The sequence below is a fragment of the Streptomyces sp. NBC_01537 genome (assembly GCF_045040445.1).
In the GTDB taxonomy this organism is placed as follows: Bacteria; Actinomycetota; Actinomycetes; order Streptomycetales; family Streptomycetaceae; genus Actinacidiphila.
In genome coordinates this window covers 4,500,079-4,517,805 of record NZ_CP109392.1, presented here as the reverse complement: position 1 = coordinate 4,517,805, position 17,727 = coordinate 4,500,079, and the positions used below count along the sequence as shown (strand labels likewise).

The 17,727-nt window shown below is 68.0% G+C and carries 12 protein-coding genes; 7 read left to right on the top strand and 5 right to left on the bottom strand.

The window, feature by feature from the left end; translation table 11 throughout:
* Positions 1-21: 21 nt before the first annotated feature.
* A complete protein-coding gene (locus OG607_RS20680) occupies positions 22-3,021 on the top strand; it encodes a lantibiotic dehydratase family protein (RefSeq protein ID WP_405725274.1) in 3,000 nt (999 codons plus the stop codon).
* A complete protein-coding gene (locus tag OG607_RS20675) occupies positions 3,018-3,953 on the top strand; it encodes a lantibiotic dehydratase C-terminal domain-containing protein (protein ID WP_405725271.1) in 936 nt (311 codons plus the stop codon). The genes OG607_RS20680 and OG607_RS20675 overlap by 4 nt, the downstream gene beginning before the upstream one ends.
* An 81-nt stretch (positions 3,954-4,034) precedes the next feature.
* Here OG607_RS20675 and OG607_RS20670 read toward each other — a convergent pair whose 3' ends face one another.
* The 3 genes from OG607_RS20670 to OG607_RS20660 form a co-directional block, all read right to left on the bottom strand.
* Positions 4,035-5,738 (bottom strand): DUF885 domain-containing protein, encoded by a 1,704-nt coding sequence (locus OG607_RS20670; RefSeq protein WP_405725268.1) that lies wholly within the window; start codon positions 5,736-5,738, stop codon positions 4,035-4,037.
* A gap of 97 nt (positions 5,739-5,835) precedes the next feature.
* Positions 5,836-7,059 (bottom strand): threonine aldolase family protein, encoded by a 1,224-nt coding sequence (locus tag OG607_RS20665; protein WP_405725265.1) that lies wholly within the window; start codon positions 7,057-7,059, stop codon positions 5,836-5,838.
* 10 nt (positions 7,060-7,069) lie between these two features.
* Positions 7,070-7,309 (bottom strand): response regulator transcription factor, encoded by a 240-nt coding sequence (locus OG607_RS20660; RefSeq protein WP_405725262.1) that lies wholly within the window; start codon positions 7,307-7,309, stop codon positions 7,070-7,072.
* A gap of 570 nt (positions 7,310-7,879) precedes the next feature.
* Here OG607_RS20660 and OG607_RS20655 point away from each other — a divergent pair.
* The gene (locus OG607_RS20655; RefSeq protein ID WP_405725259.1) at positions 7,880-10,762 is read left to right on the top strand and encodes a BTAD domain-containing putative transcriptional regulator; all 2,883 of its coding nucleotides are present in this window, start codon (positions 7,880-7,882) and stop codon (positions 10,760-10,762) included.
* Between the two features lie 119 nt (positions 10,763-10,881).
* Positions 10,882-11,058, top strand: a complete 177-nt coding sequence (locus tag OG607_RS20650; protein WP_405725256.1) for a hypothetical protein — start codon at positions 10,882-10,884, stop codon at positions 11,056-11,058.
* Positions 11,059-11,133: 75 nt separating this feature from the next.
* Here OG607_RS20650 and OG607_RS20645 read toward each other — a convergent pair whose 3' ends face one another.
* A complete protein-coding gene (locus OG607_RS20645) occupies positions 11,134-11,544 on the bottom strand; it encodes a hypothetical protein (RefSeq protein WP_405725253.1) in 411 nt (136 codons plus the stop codon).
* 361 nt (positions 11,545-11,905) lie between these two features.
* Here OG607_RS20645 and OG607_RS20640 point away from each other — a divergent pair, with 361 nt between their 5' ends.
* On the top strand, positions 11,906-12,514 hold the full coding sequence (locus tag OG607_RS20640) for a leucyl/phenylalanyl-tRNA--protein transferase (RefSeq protein WP_405725250.1): 609 nt from the start codon (positions 11,906-11,908) through the stop codon (positions 12,512-12,514).
* Between the two features lie 8 nt (positions 12,515-12,522).
* On the opposite strand, the gene OG607_RS20635 is transcribed toward OG607_RS20640, so the two are convergent.
* Positions 12,523-13,266, bottom strand: a complete 744-nt coding sequence (locus OG607_RS20635) for a 4'-phosphopantetheinyl transferase family protein (protein ID WP_405725247.1) — start codon at positions 13,264-13,266, stop codon at positions 12,523-12,525.
* 283 nt (positions 13,267-13,549) lie between these two features.
* On the opposite strand from OG607_RS20635, the gene OG607_RS20630 reads away from it, so the two are divergent.
* Together OG607_RS20630 and OG607_RS20625 are read left to right on the top strand one after the other, a co-directional pair.
* Positions 13,550-14,365, top strand: coding sequence for a phytanoyl-CoA dioxygenase family protein (locus OG607_RS20630; RefSeq protein ID WP_405725244.1), 816 nt, complete (start codon positions 13,550-13,552; stop codon positions 14,363-14,365).
* Positions 14,362-17,718, top strand: coding sequence for a non-ribosomal peptide synthetase (locus OG607_RS20625; RefSeq protein ID WP_405725241.1), 3,357 nt, complete (start codon positions 14,362-14,364; stop codon positions 17,716-17,718). Before OG607_RS20630 ends, OG607_RS20625 begins: the two co-directional genes overlap by 4 nt.
* Positions 17,719-17,727 lie beyond the last annotated feature (9 nt).

The window sequence follows — 17,727 nt, the reverse complement described above, 5'->3', positions numbered from 1 at the left end:
ACCGCAGCGAAGGAGAACCCGATGACGATGACGCCGCAGCCGTCCCCTCTCACCTTCACCACCGCCGGACCTGTGCTCATCCGGATCCCCCTCGCCCCGCTCAGCGATGCCGCCGGCACTCGCGCGGTGCCGCGCGAGCCCGCCGCTGAACCCCCCACGGCCGTACAACTGCGGGCGCGCATCACAGCCCTGCTCGATGACGACCTGCTGATGGAAGCCGTCGCCCTGGCAAGCCCCTCGACGGCGCAGACCTGCCGGCAGCCGCTGCACAGTCTGTCTCCGAAGAAGCTCCGCACCCTCGCCGCAAGCCTCACGGGCTACGCGTCGCGCATGCAGGCCCGCGCCACCCCCTTCGGACTGTTTGCCGGGGTCACCCTGGCGCACCCCGCGCCCGTCGGCCGGGGGGAGGTCTCGGACCTCTCCGGCCATCGTCGTGTCGCCCGTCCGGACGCGGGCTGGCTGCAGTCGGTCCTCCATGGCATCGAACGGTCGGACGCGGCGCTGTCCGCCCTCGCATACATCGCCAACCCCGCCGTGCAGCGCGAAGCAGACATGCTCGTCCTGCTCGCACCCGACGCGGACACGCGCCGCATCAGCCTGCGCGCCACTGCGGGCCGCCATGCGGCACTGGACGCCGCCGCCCGGTATGAGTCCGGCCGCCGGATCCTCCAGGCCGTCGCGGAGCACTGTGACACCGAGGACGACGCCCTCCCTCTCGTACGCACCCTGGTCGAGCGCGGCTACCTCCTCTCCGAGCTCCAGCCGCCCGCGCACGACGCCGACCCCCTCTCCCACGTCTTGCGCTGCCTGCGTCTGCGACAGCTGCGCCCGGACATCGTCACCGTGCTGGAGGAGTTCGAGACGGCCGCCGCGACCTATGCGGCTCAACCCCTCGGCCGGGCCGGAACGGCTCTCCACCGGGTCCATCAAGTGGCCGACTGCGCAGCACAGATGGCCGGGGCATCGGCCACGGCAGCAGGCAGCCCTCTGCAGGTCGACACCGTGGTGCAGGCTGACATCGCACTGGGCCCCCGGGTCATGACGGAAGCCCAGGAAGCGGCGGGTGTCCTCGCACGGTTCGGCACTGGCCGGGACCGACAGCACATGCAGCGCTATCTCCAGCAGACCGCGGGCGGATACGCGATCCCGCTGACCGAGGTCTCCTGCCCGCCTCTGCCGATCCGTGAGCGCACCTCATCCCCCGCGCTGCTGGCCGCCTATGCCGCCTCTTTGCACGAAGACCGCACCGAGATCGAGCTCGACGACGCTCTGCTGGATGCCATCGCTCCCGCGGAGCAAGGCGTCCCGGTGCTGGAGATGGACCTCTTCGCCGTCGTCAGTGCTCCGGACGTCGCCTCGCTCGACCGCGGCGACTTCACCCTCCACCTGCGCCGTCCTGCCTCCAGCAGCTCCGGCACCGCCCTGGCCCGCTTTGCCGCGGCCCTGGGCACGACCGGTGCGCAGGCCCTCCGCACTATCAACAACCAGGCGGACCGGGCCGCCGCCGGCGCGCAGTCCCCGAGCGCTCTCACCGCCGACGTCACCTTCCGCCCCCGCCAGCACGCCGCCCAGAACGTGGCACGCTCGACCCTCACGCGAGGGATCCGTATCTCCACAAACGGCCCGACCGACAAGCCGGAGCCCGGGGCTGTTCTGACCCCGCAGGACCTGCTGCTCTCCGCCGGCCCCCACGGCCCTCAGATATGGTCGCGGAAACTGCGAACGCAAATCGTTCCGCGGGCGGTCACCGCCCTCAACTCCGAGGCCACCGGCCCCCGCAGCGCTCATGTCCTTGCCGCAGCGACCAGCCAGAACGTCGCCGTCGGCTTCGACTGGGGGGCACTGGCCACAGCACCCTGGCTGCCGCGTGTCCGCCGTGGCCGCACCGTCTACAGCCCGCAGACCTGGCAGCCGGGAGACGATCTCCTGTATTCGGGCGCCAAGGACCCGGCATGGCACACGCACTTTGCCCGCTGGTGCCGGCAGTGGTCCGTCCCCGAACACGTCACTCTCGTGGACGGCGACCGTCAGATCCCTCTCCACCTGAGCGATCCCGTCGATCTCGGCATGCTGCGGCGCCAGGCTCAACGGGGACCGGTCGTCCTGACCGAGACACTCTCCTCCGAACACTGCTGGGCGCGCTCACCGCGCGGCGCACATCTCGTGGAAGCCGTCTTCTCCCTCGTCGCCTCCGGACAACGCTCCGCACCGGCCGGGCCTGCCTTCGCTCCCCCCGAGCGCCCCCTGCCGGTGAGCCACGCGCTGCCCGGCGGTGACTGGCTGCGCGCCCGGCTGAACTGCCCCGGGGCGAAGCAGACCCGCCTGCGACACGACCTCAACCGCACACTCGCACAGCATCACTGGTTCCTCACCCGGCCCGACCCGGTCCACCTGGAGATCCATGTGCACCGGGGAACAGCGCCTTCGGCATCATGGGACCAGCTGGTGTCCCAGCTGTCCCAGGCCATGGTCAGGGCCGGCGCACCGCACCACCACAACGCGCTGACGATCCTGACGTATCCGCGCGACGCCGGCTTCGGGATGCCGGTGCGCCACCCCGATCTCGCGGAGCGCTGGGCCATGGCCGACACTCGCTGCACGCTCGCCGCCCTGGATACCGGATCGCCGGACACACTGTTGCTCAGCACCCTCGACCTCGCCCGGCACCTCGCCCGGATCACCAACTGCACGCCCTTGTCCGGCATCGACCCGGACCGCCAGGGCTTCGCACCCCTGCGGCGTCGGGTACTGCCGCTGATCACACGCGACGGCGGCCTCGTGCCCCCGGCACAAACGGCGGGCGACCTGCCCCAGCTCTGGGAACAGCGCGCGGCAGCGACGCAGGAGTACCTGTACGCCCTCCGCACCCCTGCCGAAACGGCCCACGCGGGGAGTCTTCTCCTCGAGCAGCACACCCAGCGGCTTGCGGGACGCGACGGTGGCCCCGCTCTGCTGGCACTGGCCGCCGCGGCAGAACACACTGCCCGCGGATGGCACCGAGCGACCAGGAACATCGCATGAACCGCAGTCCGGCACCGAGCGCCCCTTCACAGCCCCTGCGGCCGGTCACATCCGGTGCCGAGGACACACTCATCCCGCCCCACCGGGCCGGACACCGCGACGCATGGGTGGATATCGGACTGGCCTTGCCCGCCTACCCCCCTTCACCCGAGATCTACCAGCGACTGCTCGACGAAACGCAGAGCCTCCAGGTGACCGGGCACGCCGGCCTGTGCATGTTCATCCACAAACCACCGGGCCTGCGCTGGAGGCTCGACGTGCCGGACCAGGCGCCTCTCACCGAACTGCGCGAGGCGGCAACGGCGGCCGCCGCACGGATCGTCGGTGCGGACCATGTCCGCTCCGCCGTCTACGAGCCGCAGCAGGCACTCTTCGGCGGTGAGCGCTCCATGCGTTTCGTTCACCGCACCTGGAGTGCCGACTCCGTCCTCTGGATGCGCTGGCACGCGCAGATCCCTCGCCCTTCGCCCACGCGACGATGGGACCTGTCCCTCAAGGTGCTGGCGCACGTCTTCACCCAACTGGGTGTGGTGGGCTGGGAGGACCGGGAAGTCTGGGACTGCGTCAGCGAGGACACCGGCCGGCGGCTGGCTGAGCGCGAGTGGACGCGACCGGAAGTCGCCGCGCTGGCCGGTTCGATCCGCAGCCACTGGGACACGATCTGGCGGGGCGCGGCGCGCCAGGACCGAGCGTCCGGCGCCGAACCGCCGGGCGATGCTCTTCGCGATTTCGTCCACCACACGGGCCCCGTCCTGGCCGACTGGCACGCGCAGTGCCTGACCAACCCCCTCACCCACCACCCGTTGACGCCGCGCAGGGCTGCCGCCTACTGGACGGTCTTCCACTGGAACCGCGCCGGGCTCACCTCCGCGCAGCAGGCGCTGGCCGCCCAGGCACTGGCCGGCCGGTCCATGGACCCGCCCGCCGGGTGAACAGCCCATGGGCAGCCGCGCGCGTGCCTCCGGCACAGCGCGGCAGGCGGGTGGCCGGAAGCGAACCGGCCACCCGCCTTGTCACAGCCTCGACAGCTCATCGACGAGGTCGTCCAGGCCCAGCGAGCCGAGGGACAGGGCCGCCATGTGCCACCTCTTGAGGTCGAACGCCTCGCCGTGGTGTCGGCGGGCCTTCTCACGACCCAGCAGCCACGCCCGCTCCCCGAGCTTGTAACCGATGGCCTGCGCGGGCATCGACAGATAGCGCGTCAGCTCGCTGGAGATGAACTCGTCGGAGCGTCCGCTGTGCTTGCGGAAGAACTCCTCGGCGAGCTTCGGCGTCCAGCGCTCTCCGGGACGGAAGGAGACATCGGCCGGGATCTCCAACTCCAGGTGCATGCCGATATCGATGATCACGCGGCAGGCCCGCATCATCTGTGCGTCCAGGTACCCGAGGCGATGTTCCGGATCGGTGAGAAAGCCCAGCTCGTCCATCAGACGCTCGGCGTACAGGGCCCAGCCCTCGCAGTTGGCCGACACCCAGCCGATCGTGGTCTGGTAGCGCGAGAGCGACTCCGCGACGTGTGCCCACTGCGCGAGCTGCAGATGATGCCCCGGCACCCCCTCGTGGTACCAGGTGGACACCAGGTCGTAGACAGGGAAGCGGGTCGCGCCCATGGTCGGCAGCCAGGTGATTCCCGGCCGTGAGAAATCCTCCGAGGGCGGCGAGTAGTACGGTGCGGCCGCGCCGCCGGGCGGGGCGATCCGCGACTCCACCCTTCTTATGCGCTCGGCGAGTTCGAAGTGCGTGCCGTCGAGTGCACTGATCGCCTCGTCCATCAGGCCCTGCAGCCAGTTCCGTACCTCCTCGACACCGTCGATGTGCCTGCCGTGTTCCTTCAGGTGCGCGAGCGCCTCCCACGGCCACTCCGCTCCCGGAAGCACCTTCTCCGCTTCCGTCCTCATCTCGGCGAGCAGCCGGTGATACTCCGACCAGCCGTACGCGTACGCCTCGTCCAGGTCGAGTTCGGTGCCGTTCCAGTAGCGCGACCACAACGCGTAGCGCTCGCGTCCCACCGCGTTCGGTGTGCCCGTGATGGCCGGAAGGTAGACCTCGCGCATCCAGTCTCGGAGCGCGACGAGGGCTGCTGCCGCCTCCTGTGCCGCCGAGTCGAGTTCGGTGCGCAGCGCCGGCGCACCTTCCGCCACCAGCTGCTGGAACCAGCCCTGCTCGCCGCCCGTCCATTCGTCGAGTTGTACGACGAACGCTTCAGCGGGACGCGGCCCGCCGTACAGGTCGTGTTCCAGGCCCAGCGCCAGCGACTCCCGGTAGCCCTGCAGCGCTGCGGGCACGGCCCGAAGCCGTGCGGCGATCGCCGCCCAGTCCTCCTCGGCGTCGGTGGGCATCACCGCGAACACGTCGCGCAGGGCGTGCACGGGAGAGTGTGTATTGCTCACTTCACGCAGTTCTTCCTGCGCGGCGTGGACCGCCAGCTCCGCTGTCAGCCTTTCGCGCAGCAGGCGGGCGCAGCGCCGCTCGGCCTCGCACCGCGCGCCTGGATGCCGCTCGGCGGCATCCAGCTCCGCCAGAGTCCGGTGGCACAGGTCGGCCAGCCTCGCGCGGCCGGCGGGGGAGAAGTCGGGCAGATGAGCGGAACTCTGCTTCAGGCCCAGGAAGGTACCGGTGATGGGATCAAGAGCTGTGAAGCGCCGCACATAGGCGTCGGCGACCTGGCGGGGGAGCATGATGACGGTTTCCGGCGCGACGGTCGCGGTGTCCGGCATGCGGGGCCTCCTTGATGTGTCGAGGGACAAGCGATGCGGGACTGCGCTTCCTGGTGGGCCGCGGTCCACAGCGTGAGTTCGGGATGGCCACCGGCAGTCAGGCCTCGATGCGGCGGACGAAATCCATCACGGCTTCCCGGACGTCGCCCGGCGTCCAGTCCAGGCTTGCCGCACCGACCGTCACCTCGGTCAGAGCGATGCCCGGCGGCAGGCCCGGTTCCCACCACGGCATCTGGAACACGGCGACCCCGGTTTCCTCCGCCTGCCGTGCGGCTGCCTCCACGAGCGACTCGGCAGGGAAGGGAAGCCAGGCCTGGAACTGCAGGGTGTGCGGCTTTTCCGGCAGCACCTTGAACCATCCGAGCCCAGCGTCCCGGAAGCCGTCGGCCATGGCCGACGCGACCATGTGCGTCTGCGCCACGTATTCCGAAAGCCGCGGCAGTTCCCGGTCCAGCCCGATGAGTGCGGCGAGTGCGGCGGGAAACTGCTGGAAGACCCTCCCTCCGTAGCGGTGCCGCCAGATCCTCGTCTCGGCGATGAGCGAGTGCGGGCCCGCCAGCGCGGCACCGGACAGCCCGTCGAGCGACTTGTAGAACGACACGTACACGGTGTCCGCGAGCGCGGCGATCTCCGCCAGCGAGCGGCCGAAGTGGGCAGTGCACTCCCACAGCCGTGCGCCGTCGAAGTGGACGATGGCGTCCCGCTCCCGCGCGGCGTGGGTGACGGCGACCAGTTCTTCCCAGGTGGGCAGCAGGTACCCGGCGTCGCGCATCGGCAGTTCGAGCATCAGCGCACCGAACCGCTCCGGTATTTCACGGATTTCCTCCGCGGTCGGATGCCGCGGCGCTCCCGTGGTCCGCACGGGGTGCAGGTCACTTACCGTACGGAAGGCGTTCGCCTCGAAGACCTCGGGGTGGGACAGCGGGTGGAGTGCCACCTGCTTGCTGCCCGTGCGCTCCGCCCAGCATCGCAGCGCGACCTGCTGGGCCATCGTGCCCGTGGGGAAGAAGGCGGCGTCCTCCTTGCCGAGCAGGTCTGCGACCCGCTTCTCGAGGTCGGCCACAACGCCGTCACCGTAGGTGTCGGGGGACGACGAGAGGTCGTAGACCGTGGGGCCCTGCTCGATCAGGGACGAAAGACGTTCGCGCAGCGACACCGTCGCCGAAGGGCGGGCGAGAACCCGCTTCGCGTTACGCATGACGCGCTGGTGCCGGTCCTCCGTCCGCTCGGCGCACGGGTCGCCGTCCGCGGTAGAAGCGGTGGAAGCGGTGGAAGGCGAGTCGGCGACGTCGGTCCTGTCGATCAAAGTATTCGTGGTCATGCCGTCCCTTTCAGAGCCCGAGACGGATCGCGGCACGGATCAGATCTGCCCGTGTCGGCGCGTCCAGCTTGGTCCGGATCCGCTGCAGATATGTGTCGACCGAGCTCTGGCTGATGCTGAGCCTCCTGGATGTCTGAAAATGGGTGTAGCCTGCGGCTATATGGGCGAGAACCTGCCTTTCCCGAGGAGACAAGTCCTTTCCGGTACCGGAGTCGAGTGCCACCTGGGGCGCGGTGAGGTTGGCAGCCATGCGAGCTTCTCCCTCTTCTCGTCTTGCGTCATGTGCCGGCCGCGGCGGTATTGATGCGGATATGCGGATACTTGGACCGCAGATCCCTGTGCCACGGAGAGAGCCTGGCCGGGCTGATTCCCGATCCGCTCCCGCCCCGGTACCGCCCTTCCGCTTGATGGCCCTTGACGGCATTGCTGTTGCAAAAAAAGCCCCATGCTTCCGAGATCGGCCTTGGTCAGCGCGGTGCGACGTACCGAGTGAGCCGATCCAATTGGCGATCCGTCAGAATTCCGCAAGCGGTTCGAGAGGCTGGGACCAGCGGCGATAGCCCGTCCGAACGTCCCTCGCGCTCCTGACGCTGTCCGAAGGGAGTACCGCATACGATCAGCACTGGCTCCGGTCCGATGTGACCGACCGTAGGTTGATGGGGGCAATATGCGGATAGATACCGAGGTTGAGGGACAACTTCGTTTCAACGTGCTGGGTTCATTGGAAGGATGGGTCGGGGATCAGAGAATCCGCCTCGGCGGAATGATCCAGGAACGGGTTCTTGCCACTCTGCTGCTGGAGCCGGGCAGGGTGTTGCCTGTGCCACGCTTGGTGGCCGCCGCCTGGGCCGAGGAACCTCCCGCCACCGCGACTCATCAGGTCCGCAAAGCCATTGCCGATCTGCGCCAGCGCATTCCCCGCGGCAACGAGGTGCTCGTCACCGACGGCCCCGGATATCGCACAGCACTGAACGACGGCCAGCTCGACCTGTCCGAGTTCAACACTCTTGTCAGCAGCGCCAGACAGGCCGCAGCGGCCGGCCGCGCAGCGGACGCCGTCACCACCTACAGCGATGCGCTCGCCCTGTGGCGAGGCCCGGTGCTCTCCGGCGCCGGAGGTCCGGTCATCGAGGCGGCTGCCACCGCTCTTGAAGAGCGCCGACTGGCCGCGGCAGAGCAGTTCTTCGCGCTGCGGCTCGCACTCGGCGAAGCCGCCGAGCTCGTCGTGGACCTGCGCGAACTTGTCGGCGCCCACCCCTTGCGGGAGACCCTGCGCGGACAGCTGATGCTGGCGCTCTACCGCTCCGGCCGCCAGGCCGAGGCACTCGAGGAATTCGGCCGGGTCCGCGACCTCCTGGTAGAAGAACTGGGCATCGATCCCGGGGCGCAACTCACCAAGCTGCACGAAGGCATTCTCCGTGAGAGCCCCGAGCTGGCCGCCCCCGAGACCGAGCCCGCTGCCGCCTCGTCCGCCCCCACCCCTTCGCCTGCTCCGGCCTTCCTTGACTCGCCATGCACCCTGCCCTACGACACACCGGACTTCTCCGGCCGGGAACACGAACTCAGCCGGATCGTCGACCGGGCACAAGGCACAGGCACCCGCGTCATCGCGATCGACGGTATGGGCGGCAGCGGCAAGACCTCACTGGCCGTACGAGCCGCACACCGCCTGGCCGACGACTACCCGACCGGCCAACTCTATGTCGACCTGCGCGGTTACTCGCCGGACCAGGGACCCGTCAGCTCGTCAAGCGCCATGAACGCGATGCTCAGAGCCTTGGGACTGCCCGACGACCAGATACCGGACGACGTCGCGGGGCTGGCAGCACTGTGGCGCACGACCGTCAGCGGGAGGCGCATGCTGATCCTCCTCGACAACGCGTCGAACGACAGCGATATCCGCTCACTGCTCCCCACGGGAACCGACTGCCTGGTGCTGGTCACCAGCAGGGCCCGTCTCGTCGACCTCGACGGAGCCGACTGGATCTCCCTCGACGTGATGACCACCGAGGAGAGCGTCGCCCTGATCGCCGAGACGCTGGGCGTGGAGCGTGTCGACGCCGAACCCGAAGCCGCGGTCGAGCTGGCGCAGCTGTGCGGCGGCCTTCCCCTGGCCCTGCGCATCGCGACCGCCCGTCTGGGCAATCGCCCGCGGTGGAACCTGCGGTACATGACCGACCGGCTCCGCGACGAGACACGACGGCTGGACGAGCTCAGCCTGGGCGAGCGGAGCGTGGCCGCCAACCTCCGGTTGTCCTACCAGGCGCTCGACGCGGACAGCCGTACCGCCTTCCGGCTCCTGTCCCTCCACCCAGGAGGCACCCTCGATGTGTACGCTGCGGCAGCGCTGCTGGACAGCACACCGCGCCACGCCGAAGACGTCCTGGAGTTGCTGCTCGATGATCACCTGGTCCAGCAGCCGGAGATAGGCCTCTACACCTTCCACGACCTCGTGAGCAGCTTCGCCCGCGCACTGCACGCGGGCACGGCCGCGGACACCGGCGAATCCGCGCGAGAGCGCCTGCTCACCTACTACCTCGATGTCACCGAGGTGGCCTGCACGACGCTGTTCCCGGGGCGCCGCAAGCTCCAGACCGGGATCAACGGGCCCGCGTTCGCGCAGCCCGACGTAAAGGACCCCGACCTGGCCCGTGCGTGGTTCGTGCGCGAGCAGACCACACTGCTGCCGGCGGTCGCAATGGCCGTACGACACAGACACGACAAACACGCTGTGTTCCTGGCCCGAAACGTCGCCTTCCACCTCAACGCCCGCGGCCTTCTCAATGACTTCGAAGAACTGTGCCGCAGCGCGGTAGCCGCCGCCCGCCGACTCGGCGACGACGCGCTGCTGGGCCTGAGCCTTGCCAACCTGGGCGTCGCCTACTGGAAGATCGGCAATTTCACCGAGGGCATCGAGGCAGCCGAGGAAGGACGCGACGTCGCGGCACGCCTGGGCGACCGCGGCACGGAAGCCCACAGCAACAGCACACTCGGCCTCTACAAGAGTCTGCTGGGCCGCTTCCCCGAAGCCCTGGAGCATCTGCGAACAGCCATTGCCCAAGAAGCCGAACTCGGCCTGAGCCGAGCGGAGGCAGAGTCCCTCACGATCCTCAGCAGCCTGTACGAGCAGTGGGGCCGACATCGAGAGGCTGCGGAGGCAGCCCGCCGCGCGGTGGAGCTGTGCCGAAAACTCGGCCAGCACGAGAACGAGCTCGAGGCCCTGATCGACCTGGCATTCGCACAGGTCGGTCTCGGCCAGCACGCGGAAGCGGACACGCTGATGGCCCGGGTCCGGCAGCTCTGTGACGACACCCGAGAAGCAGGCACCGTCGCCATAGCCATGGCGCTGTCGGCCGACATCGCCTACCGCCTGGGCCGTGAGGAGCAATCCGCTGAGTACGCCCGCTGTGCCGTCGAACACGCCGATTCCAGCGCATCGCCGCTGCGCCGCGCCAAGGCCGGGAACATGATCGGACGTCTGCTGCACAAGCGCGGCGAGCACGCCTCAGCGAAAGCGCTGCACACTCAGGCCTACGAGTATGCCGTCAGCATGAACTACCGACCCGAGCAGGCATACGCCCTTCTCGGAATGTCCCAGGCCGCACACGCCCTCGGCGACCACCGGATCGCAGCCCGACAACGGGCGGAATGCGAGGAGCTGTTCGAAGCCATGGGAGTGCCGGCGGATCGCCGCCGCACCTGAGCCCGCCACATGACACGACTGCGCCCTCCCGGGCGGAAACCCGGGAGAGCGCAGTCGTGTGAGGGGTGAGGTCCGGATCAGGACCCTGCCCCCGTCGGACCCTTACCTTCGGCAAGAACATGACGCACGTCCTGCTGCACCGGGGAGTGACCCATCTCGACCGTTGCCGTGAGGCCGAAGGCCAGCACAGCGGTGACAATTCCGATGAGTCCAGCCAGCTTGCGTCCCATGCTCATGCCCTTCGAGTGGTCCTCGCTTTGACGCAACTGATGCTGGTCGTGACCCTTCCCGAATGATTCCCGCTGTATTACCCCGGCCGGGATCGCACCGGGAACGGCGCCCAAGGGCGGATCAGGGACTGGGCCAGCGGGTCATTCGGCTTCACGATTCGTCGCCGCATCGAGCCGGAGAGCGCTGATCCGCGGGCCCCGAGCCGTCAGGACAACGTCCGTGCGAGCGACGCCGGACTCGTACCGCGCCAGATCGAGCACCGCCGTGACCGCGGAACGCAGCACCGCGAGTTCGGCCTCGTCAGACGGCACCGGAGCAGAGCTCTGCTCCTGATGCGCCTGTCCGGAGGAGATGCTGACCACCTGATGCATTCCGTTGCTGCTCCGCGTCTCGACGCAGAACACCGGGCCTTCCAAGGGCTCATGGGCAATGTAGACGCCTGATCGCCGGGCGGTTTCGACATGCGCAGCCCATCGCTCGGCATCCACGAGCTCTCCGGGCGACATGCGCAGACCCGCGCCGTCACTGGGGTGGTTGTTAGGGGGAGCCATCGAACGATCCTCCTGCAAGTACATCTGGAATGGTCAGAAGACTGTCCCGCGCCCTGGTTCTGATTCACTCCCGGTTGACTCCTGTCGGCGGCGGCCGAACCCTGGCCCTGGCCGGGGCGCCGCGGTGACCAGCAGCCGTCAAGCCGTGAAACCGGACAAGCCGGTCGAGACTGCCCTTTGGCGAAGGCCTGAGTCACAAATGGCAAGCTGATAGCCTGGCATTATAGGAAGGTCGGGAGCCCGGCCTCTTGGCGAGCTCATCATACGGGGGGATCGTGCGAGTAAGGAAAACAGGAGATCCGTCGCCTCGAGGGTGCGAAATTCCAGGCCGCTTGGAGCGACGTTGAGTGCGCAGGTTGGCGTGGCTGACGCCCTCGCCTATTATGCCAACGGCTGGTACGTCGGCGGGCGGGCTGACAAGCCGGATGCCCCACTCAAGTGGGAGAGGCCTGAAACTCGATGCATTATCGATCTACGGGGCCGCACATGGGATCGCTATCTCAAGAGGGCTTGTCGTTCCGTGGAATCCGCGGGATTCGAATTGCGGTGGAATACTGCTTTCACTGACGTAGTGAAATCCTGTGCCGTGGGCCGCAAGGTCGGCGAATCAACGTGGATCGATGGCGCAATGATCGACCTCTATGGGAGACTTCATATCGCGGGGGCGGCCCACAGTGCAGAAGTGTGGCTCGATGGCCGTCTTGTGGGCGGCACTCTGGGTATAGGCATGGGCCGCTGGTTTTCCATGGAGACGCTCTTCCATACCGTGCCGAATGCGGGACACGGGGCCATCGCCGCAATGGCCGACCTGATGGCGCGGCGGGGCTGCGTACTCGCCGATGTGCAGGAACTCCACGGCTTCACCAAGCAGCTCGGCGGTATCGAAATCCCGCGGGACGTCTATCTCCAGCTTCTGCGAGCAGCCCTGGATCCGACGAACGCAGCGGGGGCCGCCGTAGTTGACCAGTGATCACTTGCTCATGCGGCCTTCGGTGATGGCCGCCTTTCCGCGACCGCGCCGGCGTAGCCCGCAGGTACGGGGACATCGCGGAGCCGCCACCCGCGCGGAGCGGAGGCAGGGGCCGGCCCCGCCCCCACATGGTCGAGTGAGAAATCGCGAGCGAGGCCTATTCCTATTCCTTTGAGATAGGCCTCTTTGCGCGCCCAGGTCCGGGCGAAGACCAATGGCTTTGCATCGTCCGAGGCCGCAGCCAGCTCCGCTTGTTCCGCAGGGTGCAGTCGAGCGCCGACTTCTCTTGCCGTATCCAGTTGTGGTATTTTCTCCACGTCTATGCCCACGGGTGAATCGGCCAGTGCAAGCAGGGAAATGCTACCGCTGTGCGAGAGCGAGAAATGAACACCGCCTCCCTCTGTCGCGGGACGACCGTGCGGGCTGCCGCATTTCGGGCAGTCCTCTCGGGTGAATCGTACCGCTGCGGCAGGGATATCCAGGAAGGAGCCGAGCAGTAGTCGCAGCGCCACATGGGCCACGACGTAACTGACCCGGTTCGGTTCCTGTCGGATCGCCGCTGCCTTCTGTTGCTCCGACGCGTCAAGAATCCCAGAAGCCAGGCGACAGGCAGTTTCCCCCTGTTGTTCGGCGTTCGCAATCCATACCGATGCCGAGTTCGCTGCACGACGATGCGCCGCTACGTTCAGTTCCCCCTCGCGCAGTTCGAGGTTCAATTCCGCCGGCAGGTTGACCGCTGGTGACGTGGACATCCGCCGAGCATACCCACACCCGCACCCGCTCCCGCGGCAGCACTGTCACGCGTGCACGATCACACAAGGGCCTGGGCGGTCATCCTCCACGACCGTCCTGGGGCGTCAGGCTCCTGGTGTCAACGCCTCACCGATCACTCCCGCCTTCTCACACCTGAGGGGCTGCGTAAAGTCACCAATTCCGCTGACTGATAGCAGGGCTCCCGACGGTAAATAGTGACACCGGGATGCTGACGAGGACTGGCTTGTCGGTGGCCTTATGGGAAGGGGCGGTGACTCATAGATGCTGACCGGAGAGCAGATCCAGCTATTCGAGCAGGACGGGTACATCCTGTTGCCCGAAGTCTTCGACGAAGCGGAGTTGGACAAGCTGCGCGGGGAACTCCCCGAAGTTTTCGGCGAGGCGGGCCCGCACCGGGTCGTCGAGGCAGAGTCGGGGGTGGTCCGAGGCGTCCACGGAGTCCACGAGACCAACCCGGTGTTCGGCGCGCTCGTGAGGCTGCCGAGGCTCGTCGAGCCGGCTCGTCGGCTCCTCGGTGACGACGTCTACGTTCACCAGTTCAAGATCAACGCGAAGCTCGCACTCGTCGGCGAAGTATGGGAGTGGCACCAGGACTACCGCTTCTGGCGCGACGAGGACGGCATGCCAAGCCCTCGCGCGCTGAGCGCGGCGATCTTCCTCGACCGCGTCGACGAGTTCAACGGGCCGCTCATGGTGGTGCCGGGATCCCACGAGGACGGCGTTCATGAAACGACGGTTCGGGACGATGCCGGGTGGGCCGAAACGCTGGCGGCGAAACTGAAGTACTCGCTCAACGTCGAGGCACTCGCCCACGCGACCAGTGGCCGGGGGATCGTCGCCCCGAAGGGCGAGGCGGGTTCGGTGCTGCTGTTTCACAGCAATCTGCTGCACGGCTCCACGCCGAACATGTCTCCCAGTAACCGAACCATTGCCCTGGTCAGCTACAACAGTGTGGAGAACCGCCTCAACGAGGTGCCGGATCCGCGGCCGGAGTTCATCGCGAGCCGGAAGTTCGTGCCACTGATGACGATCGATGACGAAGCGCTCGTCGCCAACGGAAGCCCCGTTTCGGCATGACGACGAATGACGGCAGCCCTGAGCGCCGGATCGAAGAGCTCATCGCGCAGCGTGGGTTGCGCATTCCCCGGGCCGCCCGTGGTGTGACACGGCGAGGGTTGTCAGGGGGGCCGCTGGCTCCCGGGCAGCAACGGCTCTGGATGCTGGACCGGCTGCATCCCGGAAGCAGCCAGTACAACGTGCCGATGGCCTGGCGGATCGAGGGCGCACTCGACGAGGACGCGCTGGGTCGGAGTCTGCGCGAGGTCTGCCTGCGCCACGAAGCGCTCCGCACGCTGTTCCGGGTCCGCGACGGTGAGCCGGAGCAGGTCGTCATCGGTGACGTACCTGTGCTGGACATCGTGGATCTTGGTTCCGTTCCGCTCGATGAGCGGGACGAAGAGGCACTCTCTCTCCTTCGTGCCGATGCCGACGACCCCTTCGACCTGGCGGCCGGGCCTCCGGTGAGACTGCGTCTGTACCGGCACGGCGACCACAGGTGGACGCTGTCGGTGATCGTCCACCACATCGTCTTCGACGACTGGTCGTCGGCCGTCCTTGAACGTGATCTCACTGCCCTGTACCGATCCGCGGCGACCGGGAACGCCGCTCAGGTTCAGCCACTGCCGATGCAGTACCTGGACTGGGTCGTACGGGAGCGGGAGTGCGACAGTGCGGCCGCCGAGCAGCTGGGCTACTGGCAGAGGCAACTCGAAGGGGCTCCGGCCACCATTGAGCTCCCGGCCAACGCCGTGGTGAGTCGCGATCCTGCTCCAGCGGTTCAAGAGCGCGTGGCCGCCGATCAGGCGGATATCGAGGCCCTGGAAGTGCTCGGCCGGGCAGAGGGCTGCACCTCGTTCATGGTCATGCTCGCCGTCTGGTCCGCGCTGCTGCACCGCTCCACCGGCCAAACGGACCTGGTGATCGGCACCCCCTACGCACAGCGGGAGTCGGCCGAGACCCATGAGCTCATCGGCTTCTTCCTCAATACGCTCGCCCTGCGTACGGACCTTGGCGGCAACCCGAGCTTTCGGGACGTGCTGGCTCGTACACGCTCGGTGGCGACCGAGGCCTTCGCACGGGCCGATGTGCCCTTCGACTCCGTCGTCGAAGCCCTGCGCCCCGAACGGGCCGGAGGTCGGCATCCGCTCTTCCAGGTCTGGTTCGCCGCCGATAGCGCGGGCGGGGACGGGCTGGACCTCGAAGGAGCCGTGTGCACCAAGCTCCAGCTCGATGGAGGCCAGGCCAAGTTCGATTTGGCGCTCTTCGTCACCCGTCAGCCGGGCGGTGCCGGGCTGGTGCTGGAATTCGACAGCGCCCTGTTCGAGCGCAGGACCATCGCCAGTCTGGCGCGTCAGCTCTCCCGGCTGATCGGGGAAATCGCCGCAGCGCCGGACCGTCCGCTCTCGGAGCACGACCTGTTCGACCCGGGTGAGCGCGAGCTGGTCCTGAAGACCTGGAACGACACCGCGGAGTCCTTCGACGCTGAGTCCCTCGTTCATCGCTGGTTCGAGAAGCAGGTGGAACGCACCCCGGACGCGATCGCAGTGGAGTTCGGCGACGAGCATGTCTCGTACGCGCAGCTCGACAGGCATGCGGACGACGTGGCGCGGGCTCTGCGGAGGGCCGGCGCGGGTACGGGCACCTATGTCGGCATCGCCGTCCGGCGTTCGGTGCCCATGCTGGCAGCCGTGCTGGGCACGCTGAAGGCAGGGGCCGCGTACGTACCGCTGGATCTGAGCCACCCCAGGGAACGCGTGGCCCTGCTCCTGGAGGACACCGGCGCTTCCGTCGTCCTGGTGGACAGCATGACGCGGGGACAGCTTCCGCCCACCGGAGCCCGGTGCATCGACGTGGCCGACGTGGCCGACGTGCCCGCAGAACCGGATACCGGGATCATCTCCGGCGCTTCGGGCGCCGGACCTGATTCCGTCGCCTACATCACGTACACCTCGGGCTCGACGGGCCGGCCCAAGGGAATCCTGATGTCACACCGCGCGGTCAGCAATCTGGTGGCCTGGCAGCTGGACCGGTACGGCCCGTGGCAACCCGGTTACCGGACGTTGCAGTTTGCCTCCCTGAGCTTCGACGTCTCCTTCCAGGAGATCTTCACGTCGCTCGCCACCGGCGGCACGCTCGTCCTGATCACGGAGGACGAGCGGCGTGATGTGCACGGTCTGGCGGCGCTGCTGAACCGGCGCCGCGTGCAGCGGCTGTTCATCCCCGCGGTGGCTCTGCAGCAGGTCGCCGAGGGGTGCCGGGCGGGCGGCCAACTGCCGTGCACGCTGGACACGGTGATCGCCGGGTCCGAGCAACTGGTGGTCACGGATGACCTGCGTGAACTGTTCGCCGCCCTTCCCGATGGGCGGTTGCACAACGAGTACGGGCCGTCGGAGACTCATGTGACGACCGCGTACACGCTGCCCGACGACCCTTCGCAGTGGCCGGCCTGGGCACCCGTCGGACGGCCCATCGCCAATGCCCGGGTGTACGTACTCGATGCGCAGCGCAGGCCGACGTCGGTCGGTACCCGCGGCGAGGTGTACATCGGCGGATCCGGGCTTGCGCACGGGTACCTGGGGCGGCCCGGCCTCACCGCGGCGGCCTTCGTGCCCGATCCGTACGCGGACGAACCGGGTGCCCGGTTGTACAGGACCGGCGACATCGCGCGCCATCTGCCGAGCGGCGACCTGGAGTTCCTCGGACGCGCCGATGGGCAGGTCAAGATCCGCGGGTTCCGCGTCGAGATCGGCGAAGTGCAGGCACATCTGGGCGCCCACCCGGGAGTCAGGTCCGCCTTCGTCAGGGTGGACGGGGAGCAGTCGGCGGAGCGACGGCTCGTGGCCTATGTCGTGCCTGCCACCGGAGGGACTCTCGACCTGGGAGCGCTGCGTTCCTTCCTTCAGCAGCGGCTGCCCGACTACATGGTCCCCTCGGCGTTCGTGCTCCTCGAACGCTTTCCGCTGACGGTCAACGGAAAGGTCGACCAACGCCGTCTTCCGGAACCCGACTTCGGCGCCTTTGGGAGCGAGTACTCCTATGCGGAGCCGCGTGACGCAATGGAGAAGGAAATCGCCGGCGAGGTGGCGAGGCTTCTCAGGATCGTGAGCGTCGGAAGGGACGACGACTTCTTCACGCTCGGAGGCCATTCCCTCCTGGCGACACGGGTGCTGTGGGCCGTGCAGACGAGGTTCTCCGTCGGGCTCGCCCTTGGCGACTTCTATCAGCGGCCGACCGTGGCTGGTCTCGCGGACAGCGTGCGTCGGGCGCAAGCGGGCCCATCGGCACCGGTCCGGGAGACGACCGAAGCACAACAGGGGGTCGAGCAGCGTCTTGACGCCCTCTTCGACGACCTGCTGGGGCCGGCGAATTAACGAGGCGAC

Excerpts from the sequence above, each read along its gene's own strand:
- OG607_RS20665 (WP_405725265.1), bottom strand. The coding sequence starts at position 7,059 with ATGACCACGAATACTTTGATCGACAGGACCGACGTCGCCGACTCGCCT.
- OG607_RS20670 (WP_405725268.1), bottom strand. The coding sequence starts at position 5,738 with ATGCCGGACACCGCGACCGTCGCGCCGGAAACCGTCATCATGCTCCCC.
- OG607_RS20630 (WP_405725244.1), top strand. The coding sequence starts at position 13,550 with ATGCTGACCGGAGAGCAGATCCAGCTATTCGAGCAGGACGGGTACATC.
- OG607_RS20625 (WP_405725241.1), top strand. The coding sequence starts at position 14,362 with ATGACGACGAATGACGGCAGCCCTGAGCGCCGGATCGAAGAGCTCATC.
- OG607_RS20645 (WP_405725253.1), bottom strand. The coding sequence starts at position 11,544 with ATGGCTCCCCCTAACAACCACCCCAGTGACGGCGCGGGTCTGCGCATG.
- OG607_RS20675 (WP_405725271.1), top strand. The coding sequence starts at position 3,018 with ATGAACCGCAGTCCGGCACCGAGCGCCCCTTCACAGCCCCTGCGGCCG.
- OG607_RS20660 (WP_405725262.1), bottom strand. The coding sequence starts at position 7,309 with ATGGCTGCCAACCTCACCGCGCCCCAGGTGGCACTCGACTCCGGTACC.
- OG607_RS20680 (WP_405725274.1), top strand. The coding sequence starts at position 22 with ATGACGATGACGCCGCAGCCGTCCCCTCTCACCTTCACCACCGCCGGA.
- OG607_RS20650 (WP_405725256.1), top strand. The coding sequence starts at position 10,882 with ATGACGCACGTCCTGCTGCACCGGGGAGTGACCCATCTCGACCGTTGC.
- OG607_RS20635 (WP_405725247.1), bottom strand. The coding sequence starts at position 13,266 with ATGTCCACGTCACCAGCGGTCAACCTGCCGGCGGAATTGAACCTCGAA.